At 63.3% G+C, this 18206-nt stretch carries 10 protein-coding genes; 2 read left to right on the top strand and 8 right to left on the bottom strand.

What is annotated here, in order from left to right; all coding sequences use genetic code 11:
• Nucleotides 1–185: 185 nt before the first annotated feature.
• From GCT13_RS05875 to GCT13_RS05860, 4 genes are all read right to left on the bottom strand, one after another.
• Nucleotides 186–1745, bottom strand: a complete 1560-nt coding sequence (locus GCT13_RS05875) for an efflux transporter outer membrane subunit (RefSeq protein WP_152755853.1) — start codon at nucleotides 1743–1745, stop codon at nucleotides 186–188.
• A gap of 14 nt (nucleotides 1746–1759) precedes the next feature.
• A complete protein-coding gene (locus GCT13_RS05870; RefSeq protein WP_152755851.1) occupies nucleotides 1760–4945 on the bottom strand; it encodes an efflux RND transporter permease subunit in 3186 nt (1061 codons plus the stop codon).
• An 82-nt stretch (nucleotides 4946–5027) separates the two neighbouring features.
• Nucleotides 5028–6350 carry an efflux RND transporter periplasmic adaptor subunit gene (locus GCT13_RS05865; RefSeq protein WP_152755849.1) on the bottom strand — a complete coding sequence of 441 codons (1323 nt, stop codon included), beginning with the start codon at nucleotides 6348–6350 and terminating at the stop codon, nucleotides 5028–5030.
• A 32-nt stretch (nucleotides 6351–6382) separates the two neighbouring features.
• Nucleotides 6383–7237, bottom strand: a complete 855-nt coding sequence (locus tag GCT13_RS05860) for an alpha/beta hydrolase (protein ID WP_090867644.1) — start codon at nucleotides 7235–7237, stop codon at nucleotides 6383–6385.
• 186 nt (nucleotides 7238–7423) lie between these two features.
• Between GCT13_RS05860 and GCT13_RS05855 the strand changes: the two genes are divergently transcribed.
• Entirely contained in the window at nucleotides 7424–8428 is a 1005-nt protein-coding gene (locus GCT13_RS05855) for a LysR family transcriptional regulator (RefSeq protein WP_152755847.1), read from the top strand.
• 170 nt (nucleotides 8429–8598) lie between these two features.
• Complete coding sequence (locus tag GCT13_RS05850) at nucleotides 8599–8919, top strand: DUF4148 domain-containing protein (protein WP_152755845.1); 321 nt, start codon at nucleotides 8599–8601, stop codon at nucleotides 8917–8919.
• A gap of 238 nt (nucleotides 8920–9157) precedes the next feature.
• Here the strand turns inward: GCT13_RS05850 and GCT13_RS05845 are convergent, their stop codons facing one another.
• The 4 genes from GCT13_RS05845 to GCT13_RS05830 all read right to left on the bottom strand — a co-directional run bounded on the left by GCT13_RS05845 (nucleotide 9158) and on the right by GCT13_RS05830 (nucleotide 17433).
• Nucleotides 9158–10228, bottom strand: coding sequence for a purine-nucleoside phosphorylase (locus GCT13_RS05845; protein ID WP_152755843.1), 1071 nt, complete (start codon nucleotides 10226–10228; stop codon nucleotides 9158–9160).
• A 177-nt stretch (nucleotides 10229–10405) separates the two neighbouring features.
• Complete coding sequence (locus GCT13_RS05840) at nucleotides 10406–11332, bottom strand: cation diffusion facilitator family transporter (RefSeq protein WP_152755841.1); 927 nt, start codon at nucleotides 11330–11332, stop codon at nucleotides 10406–10408.
• Between the two features lie 42 nt (nucleotides 11333–11374).
• Nucleotides 11375–12448: a selenide, water dikinase SelD gene (selD, locus tag GCT13_RS05835; protein ID WP_152755839.1), complete on the bottom strand. Its 1074-nt coding sequence runs from the start codon at nucleotides 12446–12448 to the stop codon at nucleotides 11375–11377.
• A 140-nt stretch (nucleotides 12449–12588) separates the two neighbouring features.
• Nucleotides 12589–17433 (bottom strand): NAD-glutamate dehydrogenase, encoded by a 4845-nt coding sequence (locus tag GCT13_RS05830; protein WP_152755837.1) that lies wholly within the window; start codon nucleotides 17431–17433, stop codon nucleotides 12589–12591.
• Nucleotides 17434–18206: the final 773 nt, after the last annotated feature.

The raw sequence follows: 18206 nt of genomic DNA, 5'->3' as shown, positions 1-18206 counted from the left end.
GAATGACCAGCGGCATGGCGAGCGTGGCTGGCAACTGGTCGTGCCCGACGGTGCCGCGAAACGGCTCCAAGTGTACAAAGAAACAGGCGGCGGCGTCCCATCAGGGGCGGCACTCCGCTCATCCGCGAGCAAACGAAAAAAAAGCGGACCGCGAAGGGTCCGCTGCATCAAACAACAGGCGCCGCTTACTGCTTCGCGACTTGCTCCTTTGCATCCGCGCTGCCGACATCCGTCTTCACGTCGCCCCACCCGCCGCCGAGCGCGCGTATGAGGTTCACCGTCGACACCGCTTGCGTGCCCGACAGATGGCTCAACTGCAACTGCGATTGCAGCACCTGCCGCTGCGCGTCGATCACGTCGAGATAGCTGACCTGCCCTTCCTGATACTGCGTCTGCGAAAGATGCGCGGCGCGCTGCGATGCATTGACGGCGTCCGTCTGCTCGCGCGTCTGATCGCCGAGCAGACGCAGATCCGACAGATTGTCCTCGACCTCGCGGAACGCAACGAGCACCTGCTGACGATACGACGCGACGTCCTCGTCATACTTCGCGCGCGCGTTCGCCAGATTCGCCTTGCGCCGGCCGCCGTCGAAGATCGGCACGGTCAGCGCCGTGCCCGCGAACGGTCCGAGCAGGAACGCTCGGCTCGACCACTGGAACAGATCGCCGAGCGTCGCCGACTCGAACCCGAACGCACCCGTGATGTCGAGCTTCGGGAAGAACGCCGATTTCGCGAGACCGACACGCGCATTCGCGGCAGCCATCGCGCGCTCGGCCGCCGCGATGTCGGGACGGCGCTCCAGCAGCGCCGACGGCAAGCCTGCCGGCACGCGCGCCATCACGGGCGCGAGCGGCGTCTCGGGGAATGAGAAGTTGGCGGGCGGCTTGCCGAGCAGGATCGCGAGGCTGTGCTCGGACGCCGCGCGCTGACGCGCGACGCCGACGGCATCGGCGCGCGCCGTCGCCAGTTCGTTGCGCGCGCGCGAGACGTCCAGCTCGTTGATGTCGCCTTCCTTGAAGCGGCGCTCGACGAGCTTCAGCGCATCCTCGCGCAGCGACACGGTCTGACGATACAGGCTCAGCTGCGTATCGAACTCGCGCAACTGGAAGTAGTTCTGCGCGACATCCGCCTGCAACGCGAGCTGCACCGAGCGGAACAGCGCTTCGCTTTGCGCCTGGTCGGCGCGCGCCGCGTTCACGTTCGAACTGACGCGGCCGAACAGATCGACCTCGTACGATGCCGTCGCCTGCGCGCGCCAGAGCGTTTGCGTCGGCACGTGCGCGTCGTTCGGCAGATTCTGCGAAGCGGGCGACAGACGTTCGCGCGTCGGCCCGAAGCCCGCATCGATCGACGGGAACCAGTCGGCACGCGCCGCCTGCGTCAGCGCTCTCGATTGCTGCACGCGCGCGGCGGCCGCCTTCAGATCCTGGTTCGCATCGGCCGCCTGCTTCTCCAGCTCGTTCAGCGTCGTATCGCCGAAGACCGCCCACCATTCGCCGCGCTGCGCTTCTTCATTCGGCTGCGCAGGCTTCCACGTGCCGGCTTCGCTGGCGGGCAATGCCGCAGCGGGAGCCGATGCCGCATCCGTCGTCGCTGCCGATACGGGCGCTTCCTTGAACGCGACGGGAGTCGGCGCGTCGGGCCGGTGATACGTCGGCTCGACCGAGCACGCCGCCAACAGCAGCATCAGCAACGCGCTCGCCGCCGCGCGGCCCGCGCCGCGCATCTGTTCAAACCTTGTCATTATCATTTTCTCCATCATGCATCCGTCGTATGCGCGACGAGATGCGGCGAGTCCTTTTGCGCGACGTGAATCTTGCCGCCCGCCAGCGTCCGCAACACTACGTAGAACACGGGCGTCAGCATCAGGCCGAAGAGCGTGACGCCGAGCATCCCGAAGAACACGGCCACGCCCATCGCGTGACGCATTTCGGAACCCGCCCCGCTCGACACGACCAGCGGCACCACGCCCATGATGAACGCGATCGACGTCATCAGAATCGGACGCAGACGCATGCGGCTCGCTTCGATGGCGGCCGCCATCGGCGTGCGTCCGTCGTGCTCCAGCTCACGCGCGAATTCGACGATCAGGATCGCGTTCTTCGACGCGAGCCCCACCAGCACCATCAAGCCGATCTGCGTAAAGATGTTGTTGTCACCCTGCGTGAGCCACACGCCGGCTAGCGCGGACAGCACGCTCATCGGCACGATCAGGATCACCGCGAGCGGCAGCGTCAGGCTCTCGTACAGCGCGGCGAGCACGAGGAACACCAGCAGCACGCTGATCGGGAACACCCACAGCCCCGCATTGCCAGCAAGAATCTGCTGATACGTGAGGTCGGTCCATTCGAACTTCACGCCCTTCGGCAGCACTTGCGCCGCGATGCGTTCGGCGGCCGCCTGCGCTTCACCCGACGAGAAGCCCGGCGCCGGGCCGCCGTTGATATCGGCGGCCGTATAGCCGTTGTAGCGCACGACCATTTCCGGGCCATACGTCGGCGTCACTGTCACGAGCGACGACAGCGGCACCATGTCACCATTCACGTTGCGCGTCTTCAGTTGCAGGATGTCGTCGGCGCGTTGACGGAACGGCGCATCCGCCTGCACACGCACCTGGTACACGCGGCCGAAGCGGTTGAAGTCGTTCACATACAGCGAGCCGAGATACACCTGCATCGTGTTGAACACATCCGTCACGGGCACGCCCAGCTGCTTCGCCTTCACGCGGTCGAGATCGACGTTCAGCTGCGGCACGTTGATCTGATAGCTCGAGAACGTCGGGCCGAGTTCGGGCGTCGCGGACGCCTTCTTGATGAACGCTTCCGTCGCCTTGTTCAGCTCTGCATAACCGACCGCGCCATGGTCCTCCAGCTGCATCTTGAAGCCGCCCAGCGTACCGAGGCCGAGCACGGGCGGCGGCGGGAACACGGCGACGAACGAATCCTTGATCGCGCCGTACTGCTGGTTCAATGCGCCCGCAATGGCGCCCGCCGACAGCGCCTTGCCCTTGCGCTGATCGAACGGCTTGAGCGCGACGAACACGATGCCCGCGCTCGAACTGTTCGTGAAGCCGTTCACCGACAGGCCAGGGAACGCCACCGCGTTTTCCACGCCCGGCTGCTTCAGCGCAATCGCGCTCATGTCGCGGATCACCTTCTCGGTGCGGTCGAGCGAAGCGCCATTCGGCAGTTGCGCGAACGCGATCAGATACTCCTTGTCCTGCGCGGGCACGAAGCCGCCGGGCACGACGCGCGACACGAGCACCGTCAGGCCGAGCAGCACGGCATAGACGACGAGCATTGCACCCTTGCGCTTGAGCACGCCGTTCACGCCGCGACCGTAGCTGTCCGAGCCGCGATGGAACACCTTGTTGAACGCGTTGAAGAAGCGTCCCAGCACGCGGTTCATCACGCGCGTGAGAATGTCTTCCTTCTCGCCGTGCCCGCGCAGCAGCATCGCCGACAGCGCAGGCGACAGCGTCAGCGAGTTGAACGCGGAGATCACCGTCGAAATGGCGATCGTCATTGCGAACTGCTTGTAGAACTGGCCCGTCAGGCCGCTCATGAACGCGAGCGGCACGAACACGGCAACCAGCGTGAGCGCGATCGCGATGATCGGCCCGCTTACTTCCTGCATCGCCTTGTAGGTTGCATCGCGCGCGCTGAGCCCGCGCTCGATGTTGCGCTCGACGTTCTCCACGACCACGATCGCATCGTCGACCACGATACCGATCGCGAGCACCATCCCGAACAGCGACAGCGCGTTGATCGAGAAACCGAACGCGAGCAGCAGCGAGAACGTGCCGACGATCGACACGGGCACCGCGATCAACGGAATGATCGACGCGCGCCACGTTTGCAGGAACACGATCACCACGATCACGACGAGCGCGATCGCTTCGAGCAGCGTGTGCACGACGGCCTCGATACTCGAGCGCACGAACTGCGTCGGGTCATAGACGATCCGGTACTCGACATCAGCCGGAAAATCCGCGCTCAGTTCCTTCATCGTCGCGCGGACTTCGTCGGAAATTTGCAGCGAGTTCGCGCCCGGCGACTGGTTGATCGCCATTGCCACGGCCGGCTTGTTGTCGAGCAGCGAGCGCAACCCGTATTCCGAAGCCGCAAGCTCGATACGCGCGATATCGCGCAGATACGTGACGGCACCATCGGGGGCCGTCTTCACGACGATGTCCCCGAACTCGCCCTCCGTCTTCAGACGGCCGCGCGCGTTCACCGACAATTGCAGCGGCGTGCCCGGCACCGACGGCGATGCGCCGATCACCCCGGCAGCAACCTGAATGTTCTGCTCGCGAATTGCGTTGACGACTTCCATTGCCGTCAGATTGCGTTGCGCGACCTTCTGCGGATCGAGCCACACCCGCATCGAATAGTCGCCCGCACCCCACAGCTGCACCTCGCCCACGCCCTTGATCCGCTCAAGACGGTCTTTCACGTTGAGCAGCGCGTAGTTGCGCAGATACGTCATGTCGTAGCGGTCGTTCGGCGAGATCAGGTGCACGACCATCGTCAGCGTCGGCGAGCTCTTGATCGTCGTTACGCCGAGCCGTTGCACGTCTTCCGGCAGACGCGGCAACGCCTGGTTCACGCGGTTCTGCACGAGCTGCGTCGCGAGATCGGGGTTCGTGCCGAGCTTGAACGTGACCGTCAACGTGAGATTGCCGTCGCTATTGGCCTGCGACTGCATGTACAGCATGTTCTCGACGCCGTTGATCTGCTCTTCGAGCGGCGACGCGACGGCTTCGGCGATCACCTTCGGGTTCGCGCCCGGATACTGCGCATGCACCACCACGGAAGGCGGCACCACTTCCGGGTACTCGGAGATCGGCAGCTGGAACAGCGCGATCATACCCGCGAGCAGGATCACGACCGATAGAACACCAGCGAAGATGGGCCGGTCGATGAAGAATTTGGATATGTTCATGTGAAGCTCTTGATGTTGGAGCGCCTACGGCTTTCTACGCATGCATCGAAGGATTGCGTCGGCCGATGAGCCGACCGGCCGCTCACGACGCCTTGCGCGCCTTCGCGCGCGGCTGCGTTTGCGCCTGCGTTTGCGTATTCGATTGCGTCGTCGATTGCGCTTGCGGTTCGGAGTGCTTCTGCTTCGTTGCGTCGAGCTGCGCGTCTTTTTCCGCCTTCGCGTCGTCGGCAATGGATGCGCTGTCGGCGTCGCCGCCGCCCATCGCCACCATGTGCGCGCGAATCTGTGCACCGGGACGCACACGCTGCGTGCCGTTCACGACGATACGATCGCCCGGCTGCAAGCCGCTCTTCACGACGCGCAGGTTGCCTTGCAGATCGCCGAGCTGCACTTCGCGATACACAACGTGCTCGTCCTTGTCGACGACGAACACGAACTTCTTGTCCTGGTCCGTGCCGACGGCGGCATCGTCGATCAGCAGCGCCGAATGCGGCGCGCTGCCGCCCACTTTCACGCGCGCATAGAGGCCCGGCACCAGCGAGCCGTCGCCGTTGTCGAAACGCGCGCGCACGCGGATCGTGCCCGACGACGTATCCAGCCGGTTGTCGACGGATTCGATCGTGCCCTTGCGCGAGTAGCCCGTTTCGTTCGCGAGGCCCAGTTCGACGGGCACCTTGCTGTCGTTCTTCACCTGGCTGATGTAGCGCAGATACGTCTGCTCGTCGGCGTCGAACTCCGCGTAGATCGGCGACACGGACACGAGCGTCGTCAGCGGCGCGGCGTTTGCGCCCGCGTTCACGACGTTGCCGAGCGTGATCTCCGCGCGCGACACGCGGCCCGCGACGGGCGCGACGATCTTCGTGTAGCCGAGATTGATCTGCGCGGCTTCGAGCGCGGCTTGCGCCGCCTTGACGTTCGCGTTCGCTTCGCGCGCGCCGTTCTGCTTCTCGTCGTAGTCGCGCTTTGCAATCGCGCTATCGCCGATCAGTCGCTGCGCGCGCTCCCAGTCGCTTTGCGCGTAGCCCGCGCGGGACTGCGCGGCCGCAAGCTGCGCCGCCGCGCGATCGACTTCCGCCTGGTACGGGCGCGGATCGATCACGAACAGCACGTCGCCCTTCTTCACGAGCGCGCCGTCCTGGAAGTTCACGGACACGATCGTGCCCGACACGAGCGGCCGCACGTCGACTCGCTCGACCGCCTGAAGACGGCCCGAATAGGTTTGCCAGTCGGTGATGGTCTTCTGCACGACAGTGGCGACATCGACTTCGGGGACGATCGTCGGCGCGGATTGCGCGGGGGAGCGCGCGTCGACGCGAATCGCGCCGAACGTGCCGAGCCCCGCGATCACGATGACGGCCAGCGCGGCGAGCGCCAGCTTCGAACGCGAGAGAGGAAAAACAGACATGTCAGACTCCGGAATTTAGTTGAGAAGTTTGTTTATCGGAGTGAGCGCTCGTCGAAGCGCCACTGGAAGAATCGAACGGCCTCGAGCAGCGCCGCGGAATGATTGGCGAGCGCCGCGTGCGACACGCTCGGATAGCGCACCACCTGCGTCTGCACGCCGGCCTCGATCAGGTTGCTCGCGTACTTCTCCGCTTCGACGTGCAGCACGTCGTTTTGCGCGGTCGCGATCAGCGTCGCGGGCAAGCCCTTGAGCCGCACCGATTCGAGAGGCGCCGCATATGGGTGCATGCGCTGCGCCGCTTGCGGGAGATACGCGCGATAACACGCCGCGCATTCGCTCGCGGTGATGTCCGAGCTCAAGCGCTTTTCGTCGCCAAGACGCGTGAGGCTCGGATCGAGCATCGGGCCGAACAGCGCTTGCGCATCGATGCGCACATCGCCGCGATCGCGGCCAATGAACGCGAGGCAATTCGCAAGCGAGCCGCCCGCGTCGTGGCCCGCGACGCCGATCTTTTTCGTGTTGCCGCCGAACGCGCGTGCGCGTGTCTGCACCCACAGCGCCGCGCGATGCGCATCTTCTGGCGCGGCGGGAAACGGAAACTGCGGCGCGAGCGAATAGCCGACCGACACGACGAGTGCGGGCGTGTGTTGCGCGAAATAACGCGCGGCGAAATCGGCTTCTGCGAGCGAGCCGCGCACGAAACCTCCGCCGTGGAAATAGAGCAGGATCGGCAAGCCGCTTTTCGCGGCGGCCCGCCGGTACAGGCGCAAAGTGATGTCCTGCGCGTAGCCTTCTATCTGCACGTCGGTGACATCGAGCGACGCAGCGTTTTCCGCCAGGCTCGTGGCCGGCGGGACAAAGGTGTGGCGCGGGTTGAATGCATCCATGTCGAACAGCGCAATGCGCGAAGCTATCGAATGGTGCGAATTGTGGGTCCAGCAGACTTCCAAATAAATGCCTATAATCCGGCAACACAATTCGGTGCACCTGAACAATCGAAAGGCTTTATTCGGCGCCACCAGCCAACTAAAGCGGATGCTTCACCAGTGCTCCGGCTCTTTCGGAGGTTTGCAATGGACCGGCTTCAGGCCATGCAAGTGTTCACCCGGGTCGTCGACACGAATAGCTTCACCCGGGCTGCGGAAACGCTCGATCTGCCACGCGCTTCCGTCACGACGATCATCCAGAATCTCGAAGCTTTTCTCGGCACGCGCCTGTTGCACCGTACGACGCGCCGTCTGTCGCTGACGCCCGATGGCGCCGCGTATTACGAGCGCTGCGTGCGCATTCTTGCCGATGTCGAAGAGACGGAAGCGAGTTTTCAGAGCGGCAATAAAAAGCCGAGTGGCAAGCTGCGTATCGACATGCCGGGATCGATCGGACGTTTGCTCGTCATTCCCGCATTGTGCGAATTCCACACGAAGTACCCGGATATCGATCTGCAACTCGGCCTGTCCGATCGCCCTGTCGATCTCTTGCAGGAAGGCGTCGATTGCGTGGTGCGCGTCGGCGCGCTGCAGGATTCGTCTTTGGTCGCACGTCGAATAGGGTTATTCGAAGGCGTGTCGTGCGCGGCGCCGTCGTATGTCGAGCGCGCGGGCATTCCTCAGACGCTCGAAGATCTCGAACATCACAAGGCCGTCAATTATTTTTCGAGCCGCACGGGCCGCACTATGGACTGGTCGTTTCTCGTCGACGGCAAGGAACTCGAAGTGAAAATGAAGGGCCTGGTGTCTGTGAATGACGCGGACGCTTACGTGACGTGCGGCCTCGAAGGCTTCGGCCTGATCCAGCCGCCGCTCTTCATGGTGCTGCCGCATCTGCGCTCGGGGCAACTGGTCGAAGTGCTGCCCGATCTGAAACCGCTGCCGATGCCGATCTCCGTCGTGTATCCGCATAGCCGGCATCTGTCGTCGAAGGTGCGTGTATTCGTCGACTGGATTGCGGAACTGTTCGACCGCTGTCCGCTCTTGAGCGGCCGTGCGAGCCTCGACAAGACGTGCTCGCAGCGCACGTTCGAGCAGAAAGAATCCGCGCCGGACATCAATACGCCCGTCATGTCGGAGTGGGTCGCCTGATCCGCGCGGCCTTTGTTTAAATGGACGATCGCGGCTTCGCGCCGCGATTGTTCCGAAATCACGACAATTCATTTCACGAAAGTCGGGTTTATCGCCCGCACGTCAAAGCCTACATTTCACCCTGTCGCAGCGCCGATCGAGGCGCGGCAAACGAAACACAGGGGTGAATCATGAAGCGCAATCTACTGGCAGGTCTTGTTCTTTCGCTGCTCGTCAGCGCACCGGCATTCGCTCAAGGCGGTGGCGGAATCGGCCGCGCGGGTTCGTACAACGATCAGTGGTGGCAGCATTCGGAGAGCGCATCGGCGCAGAAGTCGCGCGCTGAAGTTCGTGCGGAACTGACGGACGCGTATCGCGATGGCACGCTGCCCTCGCTGAACAAGACCTCGTATCCGGAGCAAGGCCTCGTTGGCCGCACGCAAGCGGAGCGTCTCGCCGTGCAGAACGACGAACAAGAACAGCGCAGCGTGCGCGTCGCTCGCGGCCAATAAGCTAAATCTTCGTTTTAATTGCAGGAGCCGATCATGAGCCCGTCAGAACTCGATGACTGGAGCACGGACATTCCCGTGTGGACGCCTTATCGCACGCATTGAGTTGTACCGTGTGTGCGCAATGAGTGCGCGGTAAGCGTGCACAAAAGCACTGTGCAATAGCAAAGCGCTCAATCGCTTTTATACGATTGAGCGCTTTGCACTTCCAGATACGGATTTGATGTCTTGCGTTTTAACGCTAGCGTTGCGGCACGCCATCGCGCCATTCGCCCCAATGCGACACAATATCCTGCACGAGCGGATTACCCGCGCGATAGAGGTTCTCGAGTGCAATGTTGAAGCCGCCTTGCGCAGCGTAGTTGAGCAGATTGTCCGCGCTCGTCTGGCCATCGTATGGACGATCGAAATCCGAGCCCGCGCGCAACACGGCCACGCGATTCAGATCGACGCGATGCGCGCTCGCCGCGCGTTTCAGCGCTTCGTACGTTGCGTTGTCTTCCTGCTGCGTCGTGCAGTAGACGCCCTTGCCGTCCGTGAGAATCTTCGTCCATTCGCGCGCGCGTTCGCCTAGCTTCGTGCCGGACCACCACGTATCGCCCGCAAGCGTGTCGCACTGAATGACAGTGGGCGGACGATTGGCGGGCGCGTAATTGTATTTGGCACGCGCCGCCTGGGCTTGCGGATTGTCCGAAAGCACCACGCTACGCGACAGCGCAAAAGCCGTATCGGCGAGTCGCGGATTCAACTGGAACAGTTCCGTTTTGTAGTCGAGCGGCGGCTTGTCTGTCGGGCTTTTCGTATTGATGCCGAGATAACCGGTATTCCAGCCTGAAGGAATTTCGCGTCCGTCTATTTCCCATTGAATGCCGAAATCGACAAGGTATTTGGCCCACGCCGCGGAGCCGACCGTGCCCTGAATCGGATCGATACCCGCAATGCCCGCGACCATGAAATACGTATGCCGCAAATCGAAACGCGAAGAGAACGCGAGTGCCATCGTCGATGCAGCCGCATTCGCGTGCCCCATGCCCGTCGTCATCACGCAGATGTCCTGCTTGTTGCAATGAATGGCGGGATAGTCGGGCGAAAGACCCGCAACGGAGATGTCTTGCCACGGGCCCAGCTTGTCGAGCCACACCTGCCCTTCCGGCCCGAACATCGAAATGATCATCACCTTGACGGGACGGCCTTTCGACTCGCCATTGCCTTGAGAGAAACCGGCGTCATCCTGCGCGTTCGCGAGCGGCGAAATGGCCGAGCATGCGGCCAATGCCAATGCGGTTAAAACTCCAGCCGTGCGAGTCACCATGACAAGTCCTTCCTTTGTGCGTATTCGTCGATTGGGAATGGAATGCATGCCCTCGCGGAAAAGGGCGGAGCTAAGTATAGAAGGCATTCAATTGTTTTCCATTAGCCAATTTCCGAATTAGCGAATTGAATAGCTATTACGCATAAAAGAAAGGCAAATATAAAGAACCATGGTGCTTTAATCGAGTGAAGCCTCAGTGCGCACTCTCGGTACATCCGGTTCGAAAAAGACCCACCGCACCTGCGGAAATTCCTCTTGAAGATCTGCTTCGACGACGTTGATCGCATCGACCATTGCGCGGCCGCTTTCGTAGTCGATCATCTCCGCCTGCACCGCGACCACCACGTGTTTGCCCCATTGCAGCGTGATCAGATTGATGATGCTGCGAATCTCGTTGCGTGTACGCAGATGCGCTTCGATCGCGCGCCGCACTTCCGGGCTCGCGGATTCGCCGATGATCATCGACTTCACCTCGCGCGCAACCAGGAACGCAATCACCATCAGCAGCACGCCGACGCCGATCGAGCCCCACGCGTCATACGCGGGATTGCCCGTCACCATCGTTGCAAGCACGGCGGCGAACGCGATCGCGAGACCGAGCAGCGCGGCCACGTCTTCGCCCGTGACGACGAGCAGCTCCGATTCGCGCGTCTCGCGAAACCATCGCCACATCGACTTGTTGGGATTCGTCTTGCGGATTTCCTTGAGCGCGCCCATCAGCGAAAACGCTTCGAGCACGACCGACACGCCCAGCACGCCGAGCGCGATATACGCATGCGACAGCGGCTCGCGCGCAACGAGCCGATGCGCGCCTTCATAGACGGAAAACACACCGCCGACGAAGAACAGCAGCAACGCGACGATCAGCGAATAGAAGTAGATCGCGCGTCCCGCGCCGAGCGGATGCAACATGCTTGCCGGCCGGCGCGCCTGCTTCAGGCCGAACAGCAGCAGCACCTGATTGCCGCAATCGGCCGTCGAGTGAATCGCTTCCGCGAACATCGAGCCCGAACCAGTGAATGCCGCTGCGGCGAACTTGCACAGCGCAATGCCGAGGTTCGCCGCGAGCGCGTAAAAAATGGCCTTCGGTGATTCTTCTGTCATAGGCTCTTCGTGTTGTCGTAATGCGAGGGGCGCAACGCAGGATCAGACGACTTCGACGCGCGATGCGCCATCGTGCAGTTCGCCGATCACGGCCGCGCGATCGAAACCGTCGGCGCGGAAGATCGCGAGCACGTCATCGACGACGGACGGCGAGCACGACACAAGCAGACCGCCCGACGTCTGTGGATCGGTGAGCAACGTGCGCGCCGTTGCGGGCAGGCTGTCGGCGAGGCGCACGTCTTCGCCATACGAAGCCCAGTTGCGGCCCGATGCGCCCGTGAACGTGCCCGCCGCCGCGAGCGCATCGACGCCCGCGATCCACGGCAGATCGGCGTAGCGCACGCGCGCCGTCAGCTTCGCGCCGCGCGCGAGTTCGAGCGCATGGCCGAGCAGGCCGAAGCCCGTCACGTCCGTCATCGCGTGCACGCCGTCGAGTGCGGCGAGCTCCGTGCCGGGGCGATTGAGTTTCGTCGTCGCGGCGATCATCGCCGCATAACCGGCCTCGTCGAGCTGATTTTTCTTGAGCGCCGCCGACAGCACGCCCACGCCGAGCGGCTTGCCGAGCACGAGCACGTCGCCGGCCTGCGCCGACGCATTGCGCTTCACACGCTTCGGATGCACGACACCGAGCGCGGCAAGACCGTAGATCGGCTCGACGGAATCGATCGAATGGCCGCCCGCGACGGGAATGCCCGCCTGCGCGCAAACGTCCTCTCCGCCGCGCAGCACGGCCGCGATCACGTCGTGCGGCAACACGTTGATCGGCATGCCCACGAGCGCAAGCGCGAGGATCGGCTTGCCACCCATCGCGTAGACATCCGAGAGCGCGTTGGTGGCGGCAATGCGGCCGAAATCGTACGGATCGTCGACGATCGGCATGAAGAAATCGGTGGTCGCGATGATCGCCTGCTCGTCGTTCAGGCGATAGACGGCTGCGTCATCGGCCGTTTCCGTGCCCACCAGCAGGTCGGGAAACGACGGCATCGGCATGTTGCGCTTCAGCAGATCGGACAGCACGCCGGGCGCGATCTTGCACCCGCAGCCGCCGCCATGCGACAGGCTCGTCAGACGCGGCACATTGGACGCAACGTTGGAAGTAGCAGCGGATTCGGTCATGATCGTTTAGTGAAGGATTGTCGATAACGACTATTATCGGGCAATCCGCTGCATTGCTGTCGAACAGGGCGCGCGGGCGCAGGCCGCCGCGGCATGCGCGGCGGCGCGCGCCGTCGTCGGGCGCGCCGCCCTTCCCTGCTTCAGTGGCGTTCGAGCGTCGCCATCGCGCCGACCACGACGAGCAGCATCGACAGACTCGCGCCGCCTGCCGCGCGCAGCTCCGTCAGCAGCTGCGCGTAGCGTCCGAGCACTGCTTCGCGCTTGCTGCGCCATGCATCGACGACGGCTTGCGCGTCGTTCGCGTCGGGCGTTTCGGCGAGCGCGCCCGTGGTCAGCGCGCGCTTCAGCCGCCCGAGTTCGGCCAGCGCGCCCGCGCGCGCGATCACATCCCAGTTCGCCGGCGTCGGCAGTTCCGCCGCGCGCTCGCCGATCCAGCCGTAGTTCAGCTGCGTGCCCAACGCGAAATACACGCCTGCCACGAGCTCGATACCGCGTTGCGTCGCCGATGCGACTTCGGCAATGTCTAGCAACGCGGCCGGAATGTCGCCGCTCGCGACGCGCACGGCAAGCTCGCTGTCGACGCCCGCATCGACGAGCACGCGCTGGCGTTCGGACAACGCTTCGATATCCGCTGCGGGCAGCAGCATCGGCAGTTGTGGCGCGAGCCGTTGCGCGGCATCGCGGCAACGCGCGATCAGGTCGGTCACGCTCACATCCTTCACGTCGCCCGACTTCAGATGACGCAGAATCCACAGCGCCGCGCGCTCCAGCAGCTTCGTGATCTCGACGAACATGCGCGCCTGCACGTCATCGGCAACGCGGTTGTCGAGCGCATCGATGTTGCGCCACACGTCGTTCAGATCGAAGATGTCGCGCGCGACGATGCACGCGCGCACGATATCGCCGGGACTCACATCGGCTTCTTCCATCATCCGCAGCACGAACGCGCAGCCGACGCGGTTGATCAGCGCATTCGTCAGATGCGTCGCGAGAATTTCGCGGCGCAACGGATGGCGCCGCATCGGCTCGCCGAAGCGCTGACGCAGCGGTTTCGGAAAGTAATCGACCAGCATGTCCGCGACGAGCGGATCTTCGGGCACATCGGATTCGAGCAGCGCATCGTAGAGCCACATCTTGCTGTACGCGAGCAGCACCGCGCGCTCGGGCGACGTCAGACCCTGTTTGGCCGCATGACGTTCGTTGATTTCATCGTCAGTGGGCAGAAACTCGATCACGCGATTCAGGCGGCCTGTGCGTTCGAGGTAGCGCATCATCCGCGTTTCGGCGTCGAGCATTTCAGCGGCGTAGCGCCCGGCAATCGACAGCGCCTGCGTCTGATAGTAGTTGTCCTGCAACACGAGCAGGCCGACTTCCTCCGTCATTTCCGCGAGCAGCGCATTGCGCTGCTTCTCCGTCATCTCGCCGTCCGCGACCACGAGGCCGAGCAGGATCTTGATGTTCACTTCATGATCGGAGCAATCGACGCCCGCCGAATTGTCGATCGCATCCGTATTCACGCGGCCGCCGTGCTGCGCGAATTCGATGCGCCCCAGTTGCGTGAGGCCGAGGTTGCCGCCTTCCGCGATCACCTTGCAGCGCAGATCGCAACCGTTCACGCGCACGGCGTCGTTGGTCTTGTCGCCGACCTGCGCATGCGTTTCGCGGCTCGCCTTCACGTAGGTGCCGATGCCGCCGTTGTACAGCAGATCGACGGGCGCGTGAAGGATCGCGCGTATCAGTTCCGTCGGCGCGAGCGCGGCGGCCGTGATGCCGAGCATCGATTGCACGGCGGCCGAAAGCGGAATCGTCTTTGCGCTGCGTGCGAACACGCCGCCGCCCGCCGAGATCAGCGACGGATCATAGTCGGCCCAGCTCGATCGTTCCAGCGCGAACAGACGCTCGCGTTCGGCAAAGCTCGCGGCAGGATCGGGATTCGGATCGAGAAAGATGTGCCGATGATCGAACGCGGCAATGAGGCGGATATGCGGCGACAGCAGCATGCCGTTGCCGAACACGTCGCCCGACATGTCGCCGACGCCGACCACGGTGAAATCGGTCGATTGTGTATCGACGCCCATTTCGCGGAAGTGGCGCTTCACCGATTCCCACGCGCCGCGCGCGGTGATGCCCATTTTCTTGTGGTCGTAGCCGACCGAGCCGCCCGACGCGAACGCATCGTCGAGCCAGAAGCCGTACTCCTGCGAAATCGCGTTCGCGTAATCGGAGAAGGTGGCCGTGCCCTTGTCGGCGGCGACGACGAGATACGGATCGTCGGGATCGTGCCGCACGATATCGGGCGGCGGCACGATCGCGCCGGCCGACAGATTGTCGGTGAGATCGAGCAGGCCGCGCAGGAACGTCTGGTAGCACGCGACGCCTTCGCGCATCCACGCTTCGCGATCGGTCGGCGACGGCGGGTTCTTCACGACGAAGCCGCCCTTCGATCCGACCGGCACGATCACGACGTTCTTCACCATCTGCGCCTTCATCAGGCCAAGCACCTCGGTGCGGAAATCCTCGCGCCGATCGGACCAGCGCAAGCCGCCGCGCGCGACACGTCCGCCGCGCAGATGCACGCCTTCGACGCGCGGCGAGTACACCCAGATTTCGAACATCGGCTTGGGCTCGGGAAGGCCCGGCACCTTCGCCGGATCGAATTTGAACGACAGGTACGGGCGCGGCTTCCCGCCCGCATCGCGCCGGTAGTAGTTCGTGCGTTGCGTCGCGTTGATCACGCCGAGGAACTGGCGCAGGATGCGGTCCTCGTCGAGATTGGGCACCTGGTCCAGCGCGGCTTCGATCGTTTGCAGCATCTTGTCGATGCGCGCGTCGCGCGTCGCGCCCGTCGCCGGTTCCGCGCGCGCGACGAACAGTTCGACCAGCATCCGCGCGATCGCCGGATTGCCCGTCAGCGCGCGCTCGATATACGCATCGCTGAACGTCGAGCCGACCTGCCGCAAGTACTTCGCATACGCGCGCAAGATCGTCACTTCACGCGCGCTCAGTTGCGCGCGCAGCACGAGGCGATTGAAGTTGTCGTTCTCGATGTCGCCTGTCCATACGCGCTCGAATGCATCTTCGAACAGATCCTTCGCGCGCTCGATGTCGAACTCGGTGTCGTCGGCGAGCTCCAGGCCGAAGTCGTGAATCCATGCGGGCGCGGCGCCCTGCACCTGGATCAGATAAGGCCGCTCTTCATCGACGCGCACACCGAGATGTTCGAGCATCGGCAGGCTGCGCGACAGCGCGATCGGCTCGCCGACGCGATACACCTTGAAGCGGAATGCGCGCGGCCCCGATTCGATGGGACGATACAGGTTCATCGCGAGATACTCGGTGCCCTGCACGCGCTCGATCAACTCGATATCGCGCACGGCCGTGCGCGCCGGATAGTCGTCGCGGTAGCCGGCGGGAAACGAATCGCCATACTGCTGCAACAGGCGATTGCCCTGCTCTTCGCCGAACGCGTCGAGCAATGCGTCCGCGAGATCGTCCTGCCAACGGCGCGCCACCTGGATGAGCCGCGCCTCGAGTTCGCGCGTATCGACGTCGGGCATCGCGCCCGGCTCCGCATGCACGACGAAGTGAATGCGCGCGAGCGTCGACTCGGATAGCAGCGGCGTGAACTCGGCGTTGGTGCCGTTGAATGCCGCCATCAGCAGCCTCGCGATGCGCCGGCGCAGATCGGTGTTGTACTTGTCGCGCGGCACGAAGACAAGGCACGACACGAAACGGTCGAAGCGGTCGCGCCGCACGAACATCCGCGTGCGCTGATGCTCCTGCAAACGCAGCACGCCCATCGCCGTGTCGTAGAGCTGGTTCTCGTCGGCCTGGAAAAGCTCGTCGCGTGGGTACGTCTCCAGCACGGTCACGAGCGATTTGCCGAGGTGCCCTTTCGGCAGAAAGCCCGCGCTCCGCACGATGTTCGCGCATTTGCGGCGCACGATCGGAATCTCCGACGCCGACGCGGTATAAGCCGTCGACGTGTACAGCCCGATGAACCGCCGTTCGCCCGAAATCTTGCCGTCCGGCCCGACGAGCTTCACGCCGACATAGTCGAGATAGCCGGGACGATGCACCGTCGCGCGCGAATTGGCCTTGGTCAGAAAGATCGGGAAGGCGCCCGAGATGATGTCGGCGGCGGCGGGCGGCAACGGCGTCACGTCCGAGCCGCCCTGCGGCCGCATCGACTCGCGCAGAATGCCCAGGCCCGAGCCCGCCACGCCGCGCAAGCCGTACTGACCGTCGTGCGTCACGAGTTCGTAGTCGCGCTGGCCGAGAAACGTGAAGTGGTCCGCGAGCATCCATTCGAGAAACGCGCGCGCCTCCACGCCTTCCGGGCTCGTTTCGCGCACGGCCATGTCCTTGATCGTCGTACGCGCGATCTCGACGATCTTCGGCCAGTCTTCGACGGCGGCGCGCACATCGCCGAGCACCTTGGCAATGTCGTTGCGCAATGCGTCGAGCTTCGCGGCATTGCCGCAGCGGTCGACTTCGAAATGAATGAACGATGCGAGTTGCGAGTGGCCGTCATCGGAAGAAGAGGCGCCCCCAGGCGCCACGCGTTCGATGCCGCCATCGCTGCCGCGCCAGATGCGAAACACCGGATGCAGCACCGAATGCAGCGAAAGGCCAAGGCGGTTGACGGCCATCGCCACGGAATCGACGAGAAACGGCATGTCGTCGTTGACGATTTCGATCACCGTGTGATCGGAGTGCCAGCCGTGCTGTTCGAGTATCGGGTTGTAGACGCGCAGGCGTTCGCTGCCCGGCACGAAGCGCTGCGCGGTTTGCCAGTGCGCCATCGCGGCGCCGTACAGATCAGCGATGCCGCGGCTTTGCAGATCGTCTGCATCCGCGAAGTCGTAGTAGCGGCGCAGAAGTGGCTCGACGGCTGTGAACGCCGGTTCGGGCAATCGCCCTCTTGCGAATTCGACGACATCGTTGAGCAGATGTACAACGGCTTCTTCGTTCTTCGCTTGCATGACGTCCTCCGCGATGGGCGACATTCGACTGCATCGATAGAAGCGCATTATGCACCCGTCGGATCGAAACCGATTGTGCACGCGCACATCGAACGACATCGGACATGCTTGCTTGCGGCTGTGACAGAAGCGTGTCGAGTCCAGGGCATAAAGGCGCTTTTGAAATAGATAAAAACGCTTCGTTCTGTTACCTGACGAACATGGGTCAGGGTTCTTCTTATTGGCGTCGTCAGCACCGATGCATTAGGCTTTTAGATTCGCTTTAAAGCGCGCATCGAATATGTGCTTTAGCTGCGGCAAGATTGCCGATGGTCTTGGTGTTCGTTTGCACGGAAGGGTTGTCGGAATCCGACATGGTTTTCGCTCGTCAGTTTGTTAGCGACACGTACGGTTAAACGCTCGACCTCTTGGACCTTGAGCAACTACGGGTGCAACTCATTGGACCACAGCGTCATCTGATAGAGCACCCCAGCATCCTCGTGTCCCCGTTCTTTCCGCAATGGCGGTGGCAAGCCAATCTCTGAGAGCTGCGATCCGTTGCTGATCGATCATGTGAAGGAGGATCTCGCCGTTGCCACATGGCTGGCCCGCCGTTTGACACTTGCGGGATATCAGACGTGGTGCCACGGAACCGCATCTCCTGCTGGCGAGCACGCCGCGATACTGTCCAACAGTTGCTTCAGACCCGTGCAGCCCAAGACCTGCCGTTGGTTTCAACTGCCAGTCTGTCGTATCCGCTATAGCCCGCGCGCGGATCACTCTCGCAGGTCGAC

Origin of the sequence: Paraburkholderia franconis, assembly GCF_009362735.1 — a bacterium.
In the GTDB taxonomy this organism is placed as follows: Bacteria; Pseudomonadota; Gammaproteobacteria; order Burkholderiales; family Burkholderiaceae; genus Paraburkholderia; species Paraburkholderia franconis.
The sequence above is the reverse complement of the archived record's forward strand: the minus strand, read 5'-3'. Positions and strand labels throughout refer to the sequence as shown.

Excerpts from the sequence above, each read along its gene's own strand:
- GCT13_RS05875 (WP_152755853.1), bottom strand. The coding sequence starts at position 1,745 with ATGACAAGGTTTGAACAGATGCGCGGCGCGGGCCGCGCGGCGGCGAGC.
- GCT13_RS05870 (WP_152755851.1), bottom strand. The coding sequence starts at position 4,945 with ATGAACATATCCAAATTCTTCATCGACCGGCCCATCTTCGCTGGTGTT.
- GCT13_RS05865 (WP_152755849.1), bottom strand. The coding sequence starts at position 6,350 with ATGTCTGTTTTTCCTCTCTCGCGTTCGAAGCTGGCGCTCGCCGCGCTG.
- GCT13_RS05860 (WP_090867644.1), bottom strand. The coding sequence starts at position 7,237 with ATGGATGCATTCAACCCGCGCCACACCTTTGTCCCGCCGGCCACGAGC.
- GCT13_RS05855 (WP_152755847.1), top strand. The coding sequence starts at position 7,424 with ATGGACCGGCTTCAGGCCATGCAAGTGTTCACCCGGGTCGTCGACACG.
- GCT13_RS05850 (WP_152755845.1), top strand. The coding sequence starts at position 8,599 with ATGAAGCGCAATCTACTGGCAGGTCTTGTTCTTTCGCTGCTCGTCAGC.
- GCT13_RS05845 (WP_152755843.1), bottom strand. The coding sequence starts at position 10,228 with ATGGTGACTCGCACGGCTGGAGTTTTAACCGCATTGGCATTGGCCGCA.
- GCT13_RS05840 (WP_152755841.1), bottom strand. The coding sequence starts at position 11,332 with ATGACAGAAGAATCACCGAAGGCCATTTTTTACGCGCTCGCGGCGAAC.
- selD (WP_152755839.1), bottom strand. The coding sequence starts at position 12,448 with ATGACCGAATCCGCTGCTACTTCCAACGTTGCGTCCAATGTGCCGCGT.
- GCT13_RS05830 (WP_152755837.1), bottom strand. The coding sequence starts at position 17,433 with ATGCAAGCGAAGAACGAAGAAGCCGTTGTACATCTGCTCAACGATGTC.